The sequence below is a fragment of the Aromatoleum anaerobium genome (genome assembly GCF_012910705.2).
Lineage (GTDB): Bacteria > Pseudomonadota > Gammaproteobacteria > Burkholderiales > Rhodocyclaceae > Aromatoleum > Aromatoleum anaerobium.
Window position 1 is genome coordinate 244,886 of sequence record NZ_WTVG02000037.1, and the last position, 15,676, is coordinate 260,561.

Genomic DNA, 15,676 nt, shown 5'->3' on the forward strand with positions numbered 1-15,676 from the left:
CCGCCGCCCCGACCGGTGACCGATCGCCGGCGGCGGCGCTTCGCCGCACGATGAAAACCACAACGCACCATCATTACCGGAGAGGGAACAGGACATGATCCGCGATCAGGAGACAGTGAACATTCTTCTCGACACGATCTCGCGCTTCGTGCGCGAGCGCCTCGTGCCGCAGGAAGCCCACGTCGCCGAAACCGACCAGATCCCGCAGGAACTCGTCGACGAGATGAAGGAACTCGGCCTCTTCGGCCTGTCGATTCCCGAGGAATACGGCGGCATGGGGCTGACGATGGAGGAGGAAGTCCTCGCGACCTTCGAGATCGGCAAGACCTCGCCGTGCTTCCGGTCGCTGTTCGCGACCAACAACGGCATCGGCGCGCAGGGCATCGTGATTGACGGCACCCCCGAGCAGAAGCGCCATTACCTGCCGAAGCTCGCGTCCGGCGAGATCATCGGCGCGTTCGCGCTGACCGAGCCCGACAGCGGCTCGGACGCCGCCAGCCTGCGCACCAGCGCGCGGCGCGACAGCGACTTCTACGTGTTGAACGGCACGAAGCGCTACATCACCAACGCCCCCGAAGCCGGCATCTTCACCGTGATGGCGCGCACGACGCCGGACAGCCGCGGCGCGCAGGGCATCTCGGCGTTCATCGTCGAGCGCGGCACACCGGGCCTCGCGCTCGGGCCGATCGACAAGAAGATGGGCCAGAAGGGCGCGCATATCTGCGACGTGATCTTCGAGGACTGCCGCGTGCCGGCCGCGAACCTGATCGGCGGGCGTGAGGAAGTCGGTTTCAAGACGGCGATGAAGGTGCTCGACAAGGGTCGCATCAACATCGCCGCAGTGTGCGTCGGCGTTGCCGAACGCATGCTCGACGACGCGCTGCGCTACGCGATGGAACGCAAGCAGTTCGGCAAGCCGATCGCCGAGTTCCAGCTGATCCAGGCGATGCTCGCCGACAGCAAGGCCGAGATCTATGCCGCGCGCTCGATGGTGATCGACGCCGCACGGCGCCGCGACGACGGGCTTGATGTCGGCACCGAAGCCGCGTGCGCGAAGCTCTTCGCGTCGGAAATGTGCGGCCGCGTGGCCGACCGCGCGGTGCAGATCTTCGGCGGCGCCGGGTATCTCGCCGAGTACGGCATCGAGCGCTTCTACCGCGACGTGCGCCTGTTCCGCATCTTCGAAGGTACGACGCAGATCCAGCAGCTCGTTATTGCCCGCAACATGATCCGCGCGCAGGCGGATTGAGCCCGGCCGAAAAGCATCCCCACAGAGAGGAGACATCATAAATGGCTGGGCAACATGCACCGGACGCGGAGCTCGACCTCGCGCCGATTCTCGAAACGCAGGGACTCGTCAAGGAGTTCCGCGGTTTCGTCGCCGTCAATGACGTCGATCTGAAGGTCCGGCGCGGGCACATCCACGCGCTGATCGGGCCGAATGGCGCCGGCAAGACGACGTGTTTCAATCTGCTGACGAAGTTTCTCGAGCCCACGCGCGGCACGATCCGCTTCAACGGCGCCGACATCACCCGCGAGGCGCCGCAGCAGGTTGCGCGGCTCGGCATGGTCCGCTCGTTCCAGATCTCCGCGGTGTTCCCGCACCTGACGGTGCTCGAAAACGTCCGCATCGCGCTGCAGCGCGCCCTCGGCACGAGCTTCCACTTCTGGAAGCCCGGCGCGAGTCTCAAGCGGCTCGACGGGCGCGCGATGGAGTTGCTCGCCGCGGTCGGTCTCGAGAACTACGCGCGGATGATCGCCGTCGAGATGCCATATGGGAGGAAGCGCGCGCTCGAACTCGCGACGACGCTCGCGCTCGACCCCGAGCTGATGCTGCTCGACGAACCGACGCAGGGCATGGGCCACGAGGACGTCGACCGCGTGATGCAGTTGATCAAGCAGGTGTCGGCGAACCGCACGATCCTGATGGTCGAGCACAACATGAAGGTCGTCGCCGGCATCTGCGACCGCATCACCGTGCTCGCGCGCGGCGCGGTGCTCGCCGAGGGCGATTACGCGACCGTCTCGGCGAATCCGGCGGTGATCGAAGCCTATATGGGATCGGAATCGAACGAGGCGGCGGCCGGCGGATTGTCCGGTTCCGACGACGCGCGGCCCCACGACACGGAGCTGGTCCTATGAGCCCGACCGAATACCTGCGGGTCTCGGACCTGCACGCCTTCTACGGCGAGTCGCACATCCTGCACGGCATCGACTTCACCGTGCGGCGCGGCGAATGCGTGACGCTGCTGGGCCGCAACGGCGCCGGACGCACGACGACCTTGCGCGCGATCATGGGCCTGACCGGACGCCGCACCGGCTCGATCATGCTGAACGGCCGCGAGGCGATCCACCTCGCGCCGCACCGGATCGCGCAGATCGGCGTCGGCTACTGCCCGGAGGAGCGCGGCATCTACGCCGGTCTCAGCACCGAGGAGAACCTGTTGCTGCCGCCGCTCGTCGGCAGCGGCGGGTTGAGCGTCGACGAGATCTACGTGATGTTCCCGAACCTGTGGGAACGGCGCCACAGCCAGGGCACGAAGCTCTCGGGCGGCGAGCAGCAGATGCTCGCGATGGCGCGCATCCTGCGCACCGGCGCGCGGCTGCTGCTGCTCGACGAAATCTCCGAAGGGCTCGCGCCGGTGATCGTGCAGAAGCTCGGCGAAGTCATCCGCAAGCTCAAGCAGCGCGACTACACGATCCTGCTCGTCGAGCAGAACTTCCGCTTCGCCGCGCCGCTTGCCGACCGCCTGCTGGTCGTCGAGCACGGCCAGATCGTCGCGGAGATCGCGCAGCGCGAGTTGCGGCATAAGCAGGACTTTCTGCAGGAGTTGCTCGGCGTATGAAGACGACCGCGCCACTTCCCCCGTTCGGCCCCGCCGACCTGTTTGCGGCGCCGCCGTCGTTCCGGCCCTTCGACCGCGGCGCGGACCACCCCTTGCCGGGACTGTTCGGGCCGGTCACCTACCGGCCGTTTCCCGGTCAGCCGAGCGGGCCGCTGTCCCGCCCGGCCGACGCTTTCTGGAGTTTCGCGCAATGACGGACATTTTCGGTGTTCCGCTGCAGGCGCTGATGGGCCAGCTCGTGCTGGGCCTCGTCAATGGCTCGTTCTACGCCGTGCTGAGCCTCGGCCTTGCGGTGATCTTCGGCATGCTGCACATCATCAACTTCACGCACGGCGCGCTGTACATGATGGGCGCGCTGTTCACGTGGATGCTGCTCGAGTACGCCGGGGTCGGCTACTGGTGGTCGCTGGTCCTCGCGCCGGCGGGCGTCGGCGCGATCGGCATCGTCATCGAGCGGGTACTGCTGCAGCGGCTGTACAAGCTCGATCCCCTGTACGGCCTGCTGCTGACCTTCGGCCTCGCGCTGATGATCGAAGGCTTGTTCCGCCATCTGTACGGCGTCGCGGGCCAGCCATATTCGATTCCCGAGGAGCTTTCCGGCGCGCTCGATCTCGGCTTCATGTTCCTGCCGAAGTACCGCGCGTGGGTCATCGCCGCGTCGCTCGCGGTGTGCCTCTTCACGTGGTACACGATCGAGAAGACGCGGCTCGGCGCCTACCTGCGCGCCGCGACCGAGAACGCGACGCTGACCCAGGCGCTCGGCATCAACGTGCCGCTGATGGTGATGCTGACCTATGGCTTCGCCGTCGGGCTCGCGGGCCTGGCCGGCGTGCTCGCCGCGCCGACGACGCAGGTCGGTCCGCTGATGGGCTCGAACCTGCTGATCGTCGTGTTCGCCGTCGTCGTCATCGGCGGCATGGGTTCGATCCTCGGCTCGGTCGTGACCGGCCTCGGGCTGGGCCTCATCGAAGGCCTGACGAAAGTGTTCTATGCCGAGGCGAGTTCCACGGTGGTCTTCATCGTCATGGCGATCGTGCTGATGTTCCGCCCCGCGGGCCTGTTCGGGAGGGAGAAATGATGCAACCGAGACTGTCGACGTACGCCGGCCTCGCCGGCCTCGCGCTGCTGCTCGCGGCCCCGGCGGTGATCTATCCGGTGCTGGTGATGAAGGTGCTGTGCTTCGCGCTGTTCGCGTGCGCGTTCAACCTGCTGCTCGGCTACACCGGCCTGTTGTCGTTCGGCCATGCGGCCTTCCTCGGCAGCGCCGCGTACATCACCGGCCATGCGCTGAAAGTGTGGGAACTGCCGACGCTCGTCGGGCTCGCCGCCGGCACGCTCGGTGCCGCGGCGCTCGGCTGGGTCTTCGGCACCCTCGCGATCCGGCGCCACGGCATCTATTTCGCGATGGTCACGCTCGCGCTCGCGCAGCTCGTGTTCTTCGTGCTGCTGCAGGCGCCCTTCACGCACGGCGAGGATGGCCTGCAGGGCGTGCCGCGCGGGCGGCTCTTCGGCATCGATCTCGCGGACGACTACGCGCTGTATTACGTTGTCGTGGCGCTGTTCGTCGGCGCGTTCTGGCTGATCCGGCGCACGATCGACTCGCCGTTCGGGCAGATCCTGAAGGCGATCCGCGAGAACGAGGCGCGCGTGCTGTCGCTCGGCTACGACGTCACGCGCTACAAGCTGCTCGCGTTCGTGCTGTCGGCGGCGCTGGCCGGGCTCGCCGGCGCGACGAAGACGCTGGTGTTCAACTTCGCGACGCTCGGCGACGCGCACTGGCACATGTCGGGCGAGGTCGTGCTGATGACGCTCGTCGGCGGCCTCGGCACGGTGTTCGGCCCGGTCGTCGGCGCGGCGCTGATCGTGACGCTGCAGAACGAGCTCGCGGACAAGGTCGGTTCGCTGGTGACGGTGATCATGGGCGCGATCTTCGTCGTCTGCGTGCTCGCGTTCCGCCGCGGCATCGTCGGCGAGGGCATCGCGCTGTACCGCCGCATGATCGGCGAGAAGAACCGCTGAGTGGCCGACAGCGGCGCCCCGGCCGGGCGCCGCTGTCGGCCACTGCACCACAGCCTGCTGAAAGGTCTTGCCTCCGGCGAAGGATCCCTCCCTCTCCTCCTTCCTGATTCGCCGGAGTTTTTGCCGGCTCGACGCACGCGCGTCGGGCCGGTTTTTTATCAGCGGCCCTGTTTCTTATGCCGACGAGCGCGTTGCGCCCGATCGTTCAACAGTGCAGCAGTGCAGCAGTGCAGCAGTGCAGCACCGCGCCGTGGCCGATGTGCGCGTGCTGGGCCTCGCTTTTCAGAAACGGTTGCCTTCACACCTTCCGCCGTCGACTGACATGGCGAAAAATTCCCCGCACGACATGTCATTTGCAGAGGCTCGATGACGTACGAATGCGCACGCGGCCGCCCACTCCCTGCCTCCGACGTAGGAATAACACCTCATTCGTTAAGTGTTCGTCCCAGTTGTTGGGCGGTTCAGCCAGGCCTACATTCGGCTCATCGGGCGGGGCGTCTCATGTTCTTGAGCAGAGATCGCATGATTCGCATCAACAAGTCCAGAAGGAAGGAGACGAATTCATGAGTGTCACAACGAGGTCGTGGTCCGCCCATCTCTTGAGCGCGTCGCTTTGCGTCGCGTTGGCAGGATGCGGGGCATCGGCCGGCATTGCCAATGTCAGCGAAGAGAAAGCAATCGTCATAAAGCGTTCCGACGATTTCCAGGCGGCCGCCGACAACGGAAAAACAACCGTCGTGGTCGGCATGACCGGAACTGTCCTGACCTCGGGTGATCGTGGTCACAGCTGGACCCGCCAGCAACTCGATCCGGGGAGCTCGTTCGTCGGTGTCGCGGCATGTGCCGATGGAGCCTTCGTCGCACTCGATTTCTTTCATCGCGTCTGGGTTGCAGATGCTGCTGCTGGTAACTGGCAACCGCGGGACATCGAGGAGCCGGTCAATCCGCTGGCCATTGCCTGCGACACGAAAAACCGGCTGTGGGTGGTGGGTAGCGGGAGCACCATCGCGTCGAGCACCGACCGCGGCGCCACCTGGAACACGACAGTCGTCGGCGACGACGCCATGCTTACCAGCGTCCAGTTCATCGACGAGCGCGAAGGATTCGTCACCGGAGAATTCGGCGCCGTCTATCGGACCGGCGACGCTGGGATGACGTGGGAGAAATTGGCGGTGATCGGCGACGACTTCTATCCCTACGCGGCTGTCTTCGCCGACAGTGACCGCGGCTGGGTTTCGGGCCTCGCCGGGGTGGTCATGCAGACCACCGATGGCGGAAAGAGCTGGAGCAAGCGGATCAACGATGCGGGTGCGCCGATTTACGGATTGGTCCTCGACAGTGGCAGCCCGGTCGGCGTCGGGGTGAACGGGCTGGTATTCCGGCTGAACGGCGACGAGTGGAAGCTCGCCGACGCCCGCAAGGCGAGTTACCTGCGCGCCGTCCTGCCGCTCGGCGATGGGCGACTCCTTCTCGCGGGCGGGGCGGGCAGCGTGGAAATCACGAGCTCCGCCGGCGGCAAGAACGTCACGGCGAACAATTGAGCGAGGTCACGTCATGCGTCATCGTTTTACCCATGCCGTCCATCAGCTGGAGAACATCGTCTTCAGATTTCCGCGGGCGATTCTGACGGCGATATTTCTGGTGACGGTCTTCTTCGCATTGAAGGTTCCCGGGCTGCAGATCTACACGGCGTTCGAAGATCTGCTGCCGCAAAACCATCCCTACATCCAGTTGCACAACGAGATTCGCGGCAGCTTCGGCGGCGCCAGTCAGATCGTCGTCGCTCTCGAGGTCGAAGACGGGACCATCTTCACCAATGAAACGCTGTCGCGCCTGCATCGCCTGACGCAGGCGGTCGACAATCTGTCGAGCGTGAATCACAACCAGGTTTCCAGTCTCGCTCATCGAACGGTGCGCAAAATCTGGCTGACCGAGAGCGGCGAGATGATCTCGCGGCTGTACTACGATCCGACGCAGCCGAAACTCGGCATCGAAGAGCTCGAGGCGCTCAAGAACGATGTCATGGCCAACTCGCGCGTCTATGGCCTGCTCGTGTCACCTGATCTCAAGTCGGCCTTGATCAAGGCCCAGCTGAACGAGGCGGACGACATCGATTACGGCAAGACCTTTGCCGAACTGCAGGCGGTGCGGGCAGCCGAGGCCACGGACGGGGTCCGAATCCATGCGACCGGCAACCCGGTGCTGATCGGCTGGGTGTACACCTACCTGCCGCAGATCGTGCAGATCTTCCTCTACACGCTCGCGCTGATGGTGGCGCTGCTGGTGATGTATTTCCGGCGTCTGTACGGCGTGCTGCTGCCCTTGCTCGGAATCGTGGTGTCATCGATCTGGGGGCTCGGCTTCATCTCGCTGATGGGGTGGAACCTCGATCCGCTGAACCTGGTGATTCCTTTCCTCATCGCGGCCCGTGCGATGTCGCACAGCATCCAGCTGGTCGAGCGGTATTACTTCGAGCTCGGCCGGACGAACAGTTCGCGTCAGGCCGCGCGCAACGCGTTCGACGATCTGTTCCGGCCCGGCTCGCTGGCGATCGCCGTTGATGCCACAGGCATCCTCGTGCTGGCGCTGGGGGCGGCGCCGATCAACACGAAGATGGGCTATTACGCGGGATTCTGGGCGTTTACCGTGGTGTTCACCGTGCTCCTCGTCGTGCCGCTGCTGCTGCTCGTCCTGCCGCAGCCGCGAGTGAGGGCGGAGCGCTCGAGCATACTGCGCAAGCTGGTGGTCAGGGTTTTCGGCGTGGTCGGCCATCGCAGCGGATCGATCGCGGTGCTGGCCGGGGCGGCCGTCCTCGTCACCACGGGCGCCTGGCTGAGTCTGGGCGTGCAGATCGGCGAAGCCGAGCCGGGAAGCCCCTTGCTCTATCCGCAGCACGACTACAACGTATCGTCGCGCGCGATCAACCACAGCTTCCCGGGCTCGGAAGAGCTCTACGTCGTGGCGAGGACGGCGGACAAGGGTGGGCTCAAGAATCCCGAAGTGCTGCGCGCGATCGAGTCGTTCCAGAAGGCGATGCTGAACGATCCCAACGTCGGCGGCACGAAGGCATTGCCGGGACTGATCCGGTCGGTCAACGGCCTCATCCACAACACCGACCCGCGCTGGAATCAGATCCCCTCCGACCCGAACGAGATCGGCGGCCTGATGTTTACGTTCATGGCGGCGAGCCCGATCCCGGGGGCGCTGAACGAATACACCAACACCGACGAGAATCTCGCCAACGTGGTCTTCTTCTACAAGGACCATCAGGCGCAAACCATCGATCGCGCGATCGCGTTGGCGAAGGAAGGCATTGCCGCGCCGGCGAGCAAGGCGCCGGGCCTCAGCATCGAGCTGGCCGGCGGCATGATCGGGGTCAACGCGGCAATCAACGACGCCGTCCGGCACGACAACTTCCTGATCGTCCCCTTGGTGCTGGCGCTGTCGTTCGCCTTCGTGTGGGCCTTCTACGGCTCGCTGCACGCCGGGTGGCTGATGGTGCTGCCGATGCTCTTCGCCACCGTGATGACTTACGCGTACATGAGCGTCCAGCGCATCGGCATGAACGTCAATACCGTGCCGGTCATCGCCGTTGGCATCGGGGTCGGCATCGACTACGCGATCTATATCATGAACCGCATCCGCGAGGAGATGGCGGCGCTACAGGACCTCCGCCAGGCGGTCCTCAAGGCGATCGCGACAACCGGATTCGCGGTCTCCTTCACGGCGACGACGCTGATTGCCGGTGTGGTGATGTGGATCCTGCTGTCGGACCTGCGCTTCCAGTCGGATGCCGCGCTGCTGCTCAGCCTGATGCTGATCCTGAACGTCGTGGCGGCGATGCTGCTGGTGCCGGCGTGGGTCATGATTTTCAAGCCGCGCTTCATCACCGCGGTGTATCTGGACGAGGACCAGGTGCTCCAGGTCCGCGAGCCGGAGCCGCAAGGGCCCGGCGGCGTCGCGGTCGTACAAGCGGCGTAACGGCGCCCCGGGCGGGCGCAAGACTCGAACAAGAACCCAAAGGGTCCACCAAAGGAGGGAATGCTGTATGCACACGGCAGGGGAGTTTTCAAGTCCAAAAATCAGAATTCTCGTTGCGGCGCTGTCTCTGACGGCAGGAGGACCGTTGCTCGCGGCCGACGAGAACCTTCCGGACCTGGCGGGCGGCGCTTCGCCCTGGGTTGCGGATGTCTATTACGAGAACCACACTGCCCGGCGCCGGCACGCGGGGCTCGCCAAGTTCCGCAATACGCTGCAGGTCGAAGCCGACAAGCAGATGGGCGATGGCTGGGCCGTCCGCGGCATTCTGCGCGGCAGCTGGGACGGCGTGTACCGGATGAACAAGGACGAGTACGGCCGCCGCGCCGGGGGCCCGATCCTGCTCGAAAACACGGCCGCGCCGCTGTTGCCGCCGGTGCCGACCACCGCCGGCACGCCGCTCAATCTGCCCAAGGTTCCGCACGGCGGGGGCATCAACAACCCGATCGGCACCGCGATCGGGCTGCCGCCGACAAACGCCTTCGGCTTCGATCTCGCCGCCAATCCGAACGACGCGATGCGCGTGCTCGGCGACCGCTGGCACCGGACCGAGGGCGGTATCGCTTTCGGTGTCCCGGTCCGGCCATGCGACAGCGATTCGCGAGGATGCCGGAATTTCGGCGGCTACGGCGACCTCAACGTGCACGAGCTCGAAACGCCGGAGTTCAACGACCGGCTCGATTTCCTGCGCGAGTTGTATGCGAAGAAGACGATCCCGCTTGCCGACGGCACTGAACTCTTCGTCAAGCTCGGTCGCCAGCAGGTGGTCTGGGGGCGCACGGACCTTTTTCGCGTCCTCGACGTCGTCAACCCCGTCGATTATTCGCGCAATAACATCTACGACGAACTGCAGGATATCCGGATCCCGATGTGGATTGCGCAGGCCGAGTATCGCATGGGGGCGAGCGAGGCCATGCAGGACCAGAACGTGCAGGTGGTGTGGAATTTCGACAAGTTCCGCCCGAACAACCTCGGGCAATGCGGTTCGCCGAACGTGATGCTCGACGCCAGCTGCTTCTTCCGCGGCATGGCCAACCTGTGGGACAACGGCGGGACCGTCGCGAACTTCGCCTCCGTTCCTCCAGGCGTTGCGGGTGCATGGGCTGCGACGGATTTCGGACCGCATCAGATCGGCATCCGCAAGGTACATCTACCCGAATGGTCGCTCTCGAACACGCAACTGGGCGTCAAATACGAGGGGATCACGAAGGAGGGCCTCGCGTTTTCCCTGAATGCGCTGACCTACCGTTCGCAATTGCCCAGTCTGCATGCATTCGGCACCGGCGTCGTGAACCCCTTCACAGGCGGGACGGGCAATACGACGCCTCCCGCGGCGGGTGTTCCGGTGAGCCGCCTGATCGCATTCGACGTCCATTACCCACGCGTCAACCTCATTGGCGGATCGGTGGATTTCCAGATTTCCGAAGCCAATGCCGCGATTCGCATGGAAGCCGCGCTGACGCAGGGCGAGGAGTTCCAGAACACGGCCCGTCGCGGGCTGTACTCGGAGAACAGGGTCCTGCGCACCGTCATCGGTGTCGATCGTCCGACCTTCATTCCTTTCATCAGCAAGACACGGGCGACACTGATCTCGGCCCAGCTGTTCTGGCAGCACATATTCGATCACGAACGACAGGATGGCCCGTTGGGCACAGTGGGTATGGCCGACTGGGAAGACAACTTCATCGGCACGCTGCTGATCAAGGGATTCCTTGCGGGCGACCGGGTCAATCCGCAACTGATGATGGCGCGCGATTTCCGGGCGAAGGCGTTCACGATCGCGCCGCAGATCGAATGGAGCGTGACCGACGACTTCAAAGTCACGCTCGGGGCCAACTTCAAGTATGCGAACGGCGACAACCACTACAAGTTCGACGATACCCGTTCGGCCAACCCGTATCCGCCCTTCACGACCTACACCGCCTCGGGCCAGGCCTTCGTGCCCGGATCCGCGGGTCTTGCGGGCATCGAGCCGCTGGGACGCTTCCGCGCCGGCCCGTTCGGGGCAGCAGTCGCGGAAGACGACATCTACCTGACGGTTCGCTACAGGTTCTGACCGATCCATAAGAGGAGACAGTGAAAATGACCGGAAACTTTGCAAGGCTGAGCGCGATCGCGTTGGCAGTGGCCAGCGTCGCGGGCACGCTGCACGCGGCGACCGAGGCGGACGTCGAGAAATCCTTCTTCCCGTACAAGAACGGCGTGCCTACGGCGCCGGGGGTGACACCAGGTACGGTGATCAACAAGAGCAACGCGTCGTCCTTCGAAGCGGTGCTCGACCCGGCACTGCAACGGCACCTCCAGGAAGGGGCGGTCGAGGTGACTGTCGGTACGACGACGTCGTTGGGTGTCAACAAGAGCTACGTCGAGGCGACGACGCAGAACGTCGGTAAGGTCAAGCTCGGCGCCAAGCCCGGCGAACTCAACGGCTACGTCGGGGGACGGCCTTTTCCGGAAGAGCCTGACGCCGCCGATCCGCGCGCGGGCGAGAAACTTGCGTGGAATTACCGTTACGGCATCAACTGGGGAGACGGTTTGGCAATCTCGCCGTTTTACTGGCAGTACCGTAACATGGATAGCGGAAAGGTCGAGCGCAACATTTTGTTCAATTTCTATTTCCTAAAGTACAGCCATCGGGTAAGCCAGGCGCCGATGCCTGAGATCACGCCGAACCCGTCAAAGCTGTATCGCGCGACCTACGTGAATGTGCAGGAACCGCAGGACGTCAAGAACACGCAGCTGCTGATCCAGCGCTACGAGGACGACCTGAAGCAGGATGACGCATACCTCTATCTCGGTTTCCAGCGCCGCGTGCGCCGGTTGTCGACCGGGCAGACCACGGACGCCTTTCTCGGTTCAGACATCATGATCGAGGACTTCGAGGGTTACAACGGCCGCATTTCGGACATGAACTGGAAGTACAAGGGCACCGCGAACATGCTGATGCCCTATTACAACCATAACGACATGAAACTGTCGGACGAATACAAGGAGCCCGACGGATATAAATATGTCTCTTTCGGCGGCCAAGGCGGTTGCTTTCCGAACATCACGTGGCAGCTGCGCAAGGTGTACATCCTGGAGTCGTCTCCGTTGGACCCCAATCATCCGGTAAGCAAACGGGTTCATTACATGGACGCGCAGACCTCGGCAATGTCGCGCACGCTCGTGTACGACCGCAAGGGTGATTTGTGGAAAATTTTCATGGTGGGGGTATCGGATCCCGATTTTCATCTTCCCAAGAACAAGGGAAGCGGTATCGCCCTGTTTGACTCGTTTAGCATGATCGACGTGCAGGCGAAGCACTGTACGACTGGCCAGTTCAAGGGGCAGCATGACCCCCAGATGGTCCCGGTCAACCTCTTCAGCGTCCAGAACATGCGCGGCGGAAACTGAGAGATAGATTTTCTGGGACTCTCCTCCACAGAAACTTCGCGCGCCATCCGGCGCGCTTTTTTTTTCTGGCCATGGCGGACAACTCGGGGTCTCGTGCTCTTGCCCGTCGGGGGTTGCCCCCTAGCGTTTAGGTGTTCGCACCAATTGTTGATCTCCGGCCGCAGCGCTTTAATCACCACAGGTTGATCACGAAAGAATTGCTACGGAGGCGTCATGTCAGATCAAAAACCGAACAAGAAGCCGGAAAAAAAGCCGGATATCACGTTCTTTCATCCCGATTTGCTCGAGGCGCCCGCCGACGGCCGCGCGCCCTATCTGAAGGGGTATCGCTGCAAGAAATGCGGACAGCTCGATTTCCCGAAACTGAGCCCGTGCCCGAGCTGCTGGGGAGAGGAATTCGACGTCGTGCCGCTGAGCCGGCAGGGGAAGCTCTACAGCTTCAGCGACAACTTCATCGGCCAGGCGGGAATGAAAACGCCGTATTCGTTCGGCTATATCGACCTCCCGGAAAACCTGCGGATCTTCGCACAGCTGGAAGGCGAGCCGGGCAGCTTCCGCTGCGACGACGACGTCGAGCTGACGGTCGGCCCCGTGCGTGACAACCGCGACGGCGTGCCGCTGATCAGCTACAAGTTCCGCAAGCTCAATTCTCGGTGAGTGACGACAAATGAAACTGCAGCGCAAGGTCTATATCGCCGGCGTCGGCGAGACGAAATTCGGCCGGCATGAAGTCGATTTCGACGTGCTCGGGCGGGCCGCGGCCCTCGAGGCGTTGAGGGCGTCGAACATCGACCGCCCGACGATGGTGCAGAGCGCCTACGTCGGCAACGGCACCAACGGCATGGTCACCGGGCAGACGGTGCTCAAGGATCTCGGCATGTGTGGTCATCTGCCGATCATCAACGTCGAGAGCGCGTGCTCGGCGGGCGGCATGGCGATCCACCTGGCGGTGCGCGATGTCGCGATGGGGCTCGCCGACGTCGCGATCGGCATCGGCTGCGAGAACCACACGCTGCACATGGCGCAGGGCACCGCGTTCGCGACGGCGATGTCGGACATCGAGACGGTGCATGGCGCGGTGATGACGGGTAAGTACGCGATGCGCGCGCAGCGCTACATGTACGAGACCGGCGCCACGGCCGAGGACCTGGCGATGATCACGGTGAAGAACCGCCGCCACGCGACCAACAACCCGTATGCGTGGTTCAAGGGCGAGATTTCGGTCGAGGAGGTCGTCAGGTCGCGCGTCGTCGCCTCGCCGCTGACGCTGCAGCAGTGCTGCGGCATCGCCGACGGCGCCGGTGCGATCGTCGTGTGCTCGGAACGGATGGTGAAGAAGCTCGGCATCGACAAGCCGATCCTCGTTGCCGGTTCGGTCGTGCGCTCGGGGCCGTACCACAACCGGCCGCGCGACATCACCGGCGACGACATCACCGAGGAAACGGCGGCGCAGCTCTACGAAGAGTCGGGCATCGGACCTCAGGACGTCAATATCGTCGAGCTGCACGACGCCTTCACGATCGCCGAGCTGCTGTATTACGAGTGCCTCGGCCTGTGCCCGAAAGGCGAAGGGCTGAAGTTCCTGCGCGACGGCAACGCGACGCACGGCGGCAAATGCGTCGTCAGCCCGCGCGGCGGAATGTTGTCGTACGGACACCCGATCGGCGCGTCGGGCGCGGCGCAGATCGCCGCGAGCGTCAAGCAGATGCGCAACCAGTGCCCCGGCTACCAGGTCGATCCGGTGCCGCGCGTGGCGATGACGCACGTGACGGGCGGCGGCCTGTCGGGTACGGAACACGCGGCGTGCACGATGCACATGCTGGTGAGCGACTGGTAACAGGGGGGATGGGACGATGGAATCGAAAGGCAAGGAAAAGGTGGCGTTGATCGTCAATGCCGACGATGCAGTGGGCGAGGCGGTCGCGTTGCGGCTCGCCCGCCCTGGCACGCAACTCGCGCTCGTCGGCGCCGACGCAGGCAGGCTCGACAGGCTCGCGTCACGACTCGCCGAGAAGGGGGTAGCGGTGATCGCAGTGGTAACGGACGCGGTCGAGCCGGGAGAAATCCGGGACACGGTGGCGCGGGTGATGGCGCGCTACGGTCGGATCGACATCCTGGTGCAAAACGAAAGCGTGCTGACTGCCAAGCCGTTGCAGGACATTTCGGACGCCGACGTCGGCGCCGCTCTCGGGGCGGGCCTCGCGGGCCCGTTCCACTACCTGCGCGAAGTCGTTCCGGCGATGCGCGAGCGCGGCTTCGGACGGGTGGTCAATATCAGCGACATTCGTTATCTCGGCCTCGCGGCGAGCGCCAACGTCGCCGCAGCGCGTGCAGGCCTGTTCGGGCTCACGCGGGCGCTGGCGCTGGAATCAGCGCGCAACGGCGTTACGGTGAGCACGGTCGTCATGGGCGACCTCGACAACGACGCGACACCTGCGGCCGAGCGGGAAAAGCTTGCCGCCGGCATCCCGGTGAAGCGGCTGGGCACCCCCGCCGACGTTGCGAACGCGGTCGGCTTTCTCGCGGCCGACAGCTCGAAGTACGTCACCGGCCAGACGCTTTTCGTCTGCGGCGGCAAGAGCGCGTACTTTTCGATGTCCATTTGATCACGGAGGCGGCAATGGGAATTCAGAACAGGGTCGCGCTGGTCACCGGTTCGGCCAGCGGCATGGGAAAACAGACGGCGCTGCGCTTCGCCGAGCAGGGTGCGGCGGTCGTCATCAACGACATCGACACGGAGAAGGTGCGCACGACGGTCGATGAGTTCAGCGCACTGGGGCATCGCGTGCTCGGCGCGGTCGCCGACATCAGCAACAAGGCGGCCGTCGATGGCATGGTGCAGCAGACCGTCGAGGCGTTCGGCCGCATCGACATCCTCGTCAATAACGCCGGCATGGAGCGGGCGGGCGCGCTGCGCAAGCTCAGCGAGGCCGACTGGGACATCACGGTCGACGTCAACCTCAAAGGCACGTTCCTGTGCACGCAGGCGGTGCATGGGCACATGGTCGAGAACAAGCACGGGCGCATCGTCAATATCGCCTCCCGCGCCTGGCTCGGCGGGGCCGGCCAGACGCCGTATTCGTCCGCGAAGGCCGGCGTCGTCGGCATGACGCGCGCGCTGGCGATCGAGCTCGGTCGCGCCGGGATCACGGTGAATTGTGTCGCGCCGGGGCTGATCCACACGCCGATGTGGGACGAGCTGCCCGAGAAGGATCAGCAGTTCCTGCTGTCGCGCCAGCCCACCGGCAGGCTCGGCGAGCCCGACGACATCGCCAACACGCTGCTCTTCCTCGCCGACGACGACAGCGGCTTCGTCACCGGCCAGGTGCTTTACGTGTGCGGCGGACGGAGCCTGTTCGCGGGCTGATGCGGTAATA

At 64.4% G+C, this 15,676-nt stretch carries 14 protein-coding genes; all 14 read left to right on the forward strand.

From position 1 onward, the window contains the following. Positions 1–94 precede the first annotated feature (94 nt). The 14 genes from GO606_RS07145 to GO606_RS07210 all read left to right on the forward strand — a co-directional run bounded on the left by GO606_RS07145 (position 95) and on the right by GO606_RS07210 (position 15,666). Positions 95–1,249, forward strand: a complete 1,155-nt coding sequence (locus GO606_RS07145; protein ID WP_169118001.1) for an acyl-CoA dehydrogenase family protein — start codon at positions 95–97, stop codon at positions 1,247–1,249. Between the two features lie 41 nt (positions 1,250–1,290). Then, entirely contained in the window at positions 1,291–2,142 is an 852-nt protein-coding gene (locus GO606_RS07150; RefSeq protein ID WP_169118002.1) for an ABC transporter ATP-binding protein, read from the forward strand. Next, positions 2,139–2,846 (forward strand): ABC transporter ATP-binding protein, encoded by a 708-nt coding sequence (locus GO606_RS07155; RefSeq protein ID WP_169118003.1) that lies wholly within the window; start codon positions 2,139–2,141, stop codon positions 2,844–2,846. Before GO606_RS07150 ends, GO606_RS07155 begins: the two co-directional genes overlap by 4 nt. Continuing rightward, complete coding sequence (locus GO606_RS07160) at positions 2,843–3,040, forward strand: hypothetical protein (RefSeq protein ID WP_169118004.1); 198 nt, start codon at positions 2,843–2,845, stop codon at positions 3,038–3,040. Before GO606_RS07155 ends, GO606_RS07160 begins: the two co-directional genes overlap by 4 nt. Further along, on the forward strand, positions 3,037–3,924 hold the full coding sequence (locus GO606_RS07165; protein ID WP_169118005.1) for a branched-chain amino acid ABC transporter permease: 888 nt from the start codon (positions 3,037–3,039) through the stop codon (positions 3,922–3,924). Before GO606_RS07160 ends, GO606_RS07165 begins: the two co-directional genes overlap by 4 nt. Then, entirely contained in the window at positions 3,921–4,865 is a 945-nt protein-coding gene (locus tag GO606_RS07170; protein ID WP_169118006.1) for a branched-chain amino acid ABC transporter permease, read from the forward strand. Before GO606_RS07165 ends, GO606_RS07170 begins: the two co-directional genes overlap by 4 nt. 563 nt (positions 4,866–5,428) lie before the next feature. After that, positions 5,429–6,406: a WD40/YVTN/BNR-like repeat-containing protein gene (locus tag GO606_RS07175; protein ID WP_169118007.1), complete on the forward strand. Its 978-nt coding sequence runs from the start codon at positions 5,429–5,431 to the stop codon at positions 6,404–6,406. A gap of 13 nt (positions 6,407–6,419) precedes the next feature. After that, positions 6,420–8,846, forward strand: coding sequence for an efflux RND transporter permease subunit (locus tag GO606_RS07180; protein WP_169118008.1), 2,427 nt, complete (start codon positions 6,420–6,422; stop codon positions 8,844–8,846). Between the two features lie 145 nt (positions 8,847–8,991). Next, positions 8,992–10,959, forward strand: coding sequence for a DUF1302 family protein (locus GO606_RS07185; RefSeq protein ID WP_343316183.1), 1,968 nt, complete (start codon positions 8,992–8,994; stop codon positions 10,957–10,959). A 26-nt stretch (positions 10,960–10,985) separates the two neighbouring features. After that, complete coding sequence (locus GO606_RS07190; protein WP_169118010.1) at positions 10,986–12,299, forward strand: DUF1329 domain-containing protein; 1,314 nt, start codon at positions 10,986–10,988, stop codon at positions 12,297–12,299. A gap of 213 nt (positions 12,300–12,512) precedes the next feature. Then, the gene (bbsA, locus tag GO606_RS07195; protein ID WP_169118011.1) at positions 12,513–12,956 is read left to right on the forward strand and encodes a benzoylsuccinyl-CoA thiolase subunit BbsA; all 444 of its coding nucleotides are present in this window, start codon (positions 12,513–12,515) and stop codon (positions 12,954–12,956) included. Positions 12,957–12,966: 10 nt separating this feature from the next. Further along, positions 12,967–14,136, forward strand: a complete 1,170-nt coding sequence (gene bbsB / locus GO606_RS07200; RefSeq protein WP_169118012.1) for a benzoylsuccinyl-CoA thiolase subunit BbsB — start codon at positions 12,967–12,969, stop codon at positions 14,134–14,136. Positions 14,137–14,152: 16 nt separating this feature from the next. Next, complete coding sequence (locus tag GO606_RS07205) at positions 14,153–14,905, forward strand: SDR family NAD(P)-dependent oxidoreductase (RefSeq protein WP_169118013.1); 753 nt, start codon at positions 14,153–14,155, stop codon at positions 14,903–14,905. Positions 14,906–14,919: 14 nt separating this feature from the next. Then, a complete protein-coding gene (locus GO606_RS07210; protein WP_169118014.1) occupies positions 14,920–15,666 on the forward strand; it encodes an SDR family NAD(P)-dependent oxidoreductase in 747 nt (248 codons plus the stop codon). The last annotated feature ends 10 nt before the right edge of the window (positions 15,667–15,676 follow it).

Excerpts from the sequence above, each read along its gene's own strand:
- GO606_RS07150 (WP_169118002.1), top strand. The coding sequence starts at position 1,291 with ATGGCTGGGCAACATGCACCGGACGCGGAGCTCGACCTCGCGCCGATT.
- GO606_RS07180 (WP_169118008.1), top strand. The coding sequence starts at position 6,420 with ATGCGTCATCGTTTTACCCATGCCGTCCATCAGCTGGAGAACATCGTC.
- bbsA (WP_169118011.1), top strand. The coding sequence starts at position 12,513 with ATGTCAGATCAAAAACCGAACAAGAAGCCGGAAAAAAAGCCGGATATC.
- GO606_RS07155 (WP_169118003.1), top strand. The coding sequence starts at position 2,139 with ATGAGCCCGACCGAATACCTGCGGGTCTCGGACCTGCACGCCTTCTAC.
- GO606_RS07145 (WP_169118001.1), top strand. The coding sequence starts at position 95 with ATGATCCGCGATCAGGAGACAGTGAACATTCTTCTCGACACGATCTCG.
- GO606_RS07165 (WP_169118005.1), top strand. The coding sequence starts at position 3,037 with ATGACGGACATTTTCGGTGTTCCGCTGCAGGCGCTGATGGGCCAGCTC.
- GO606_RS07160 (WP_169118004.1), top strand. The coding sequence starts at position 2,843 with ATGAAGACGACCGCGCCACTTCCCCCGTTCGGCCCCGCCGACCTGTTT.
- bbsB (WP_169118012.1), top strand. The coding sequence starts at position 12,967 with ATGAAACTGCAGCGCAAGGTCTATATCGCCGGCGTCGGCGAGACGAAA.
- GO606_RS07170 (WP_169118006.1), top strand. The coding sequence starts at position 3,921 with ATGATGCAACCGAGACTGTCGACGTACGCCGGCCTCGCCGGCCTCGCG.
- GO606_RS07210 (WP_169118014.1), top strand. The coding sequence starts at position 14,920 with ATGGGAATTCAGAACAGGGTCGCGCTGGTCACCGGTTCGGCCAGCGGC.
- GO606_RS07175 (WP_169118007.1), top strand. The coding sequence starts at position 5,429 with ATGAGTGTCACAACGAGGTCGTGGTCCGCCCATCTCTTGAGCGCGTCG.
- GO606_RS07205 (WP_169118013.1), top strand. The coding sequence starts at position 14,153 with ATGGAATCGAAAGGCAAGGAAAAGGTGGCGTTGATCGTCAATGCCGAC.
- GO606_RS07190 (WP_169118010.1), top strand. The coding sequence starts at position 10,986 with ATGACCGGAAACTTTGCAAGGCTGAGCGCGATCGCGTTGGCAGTGGCC.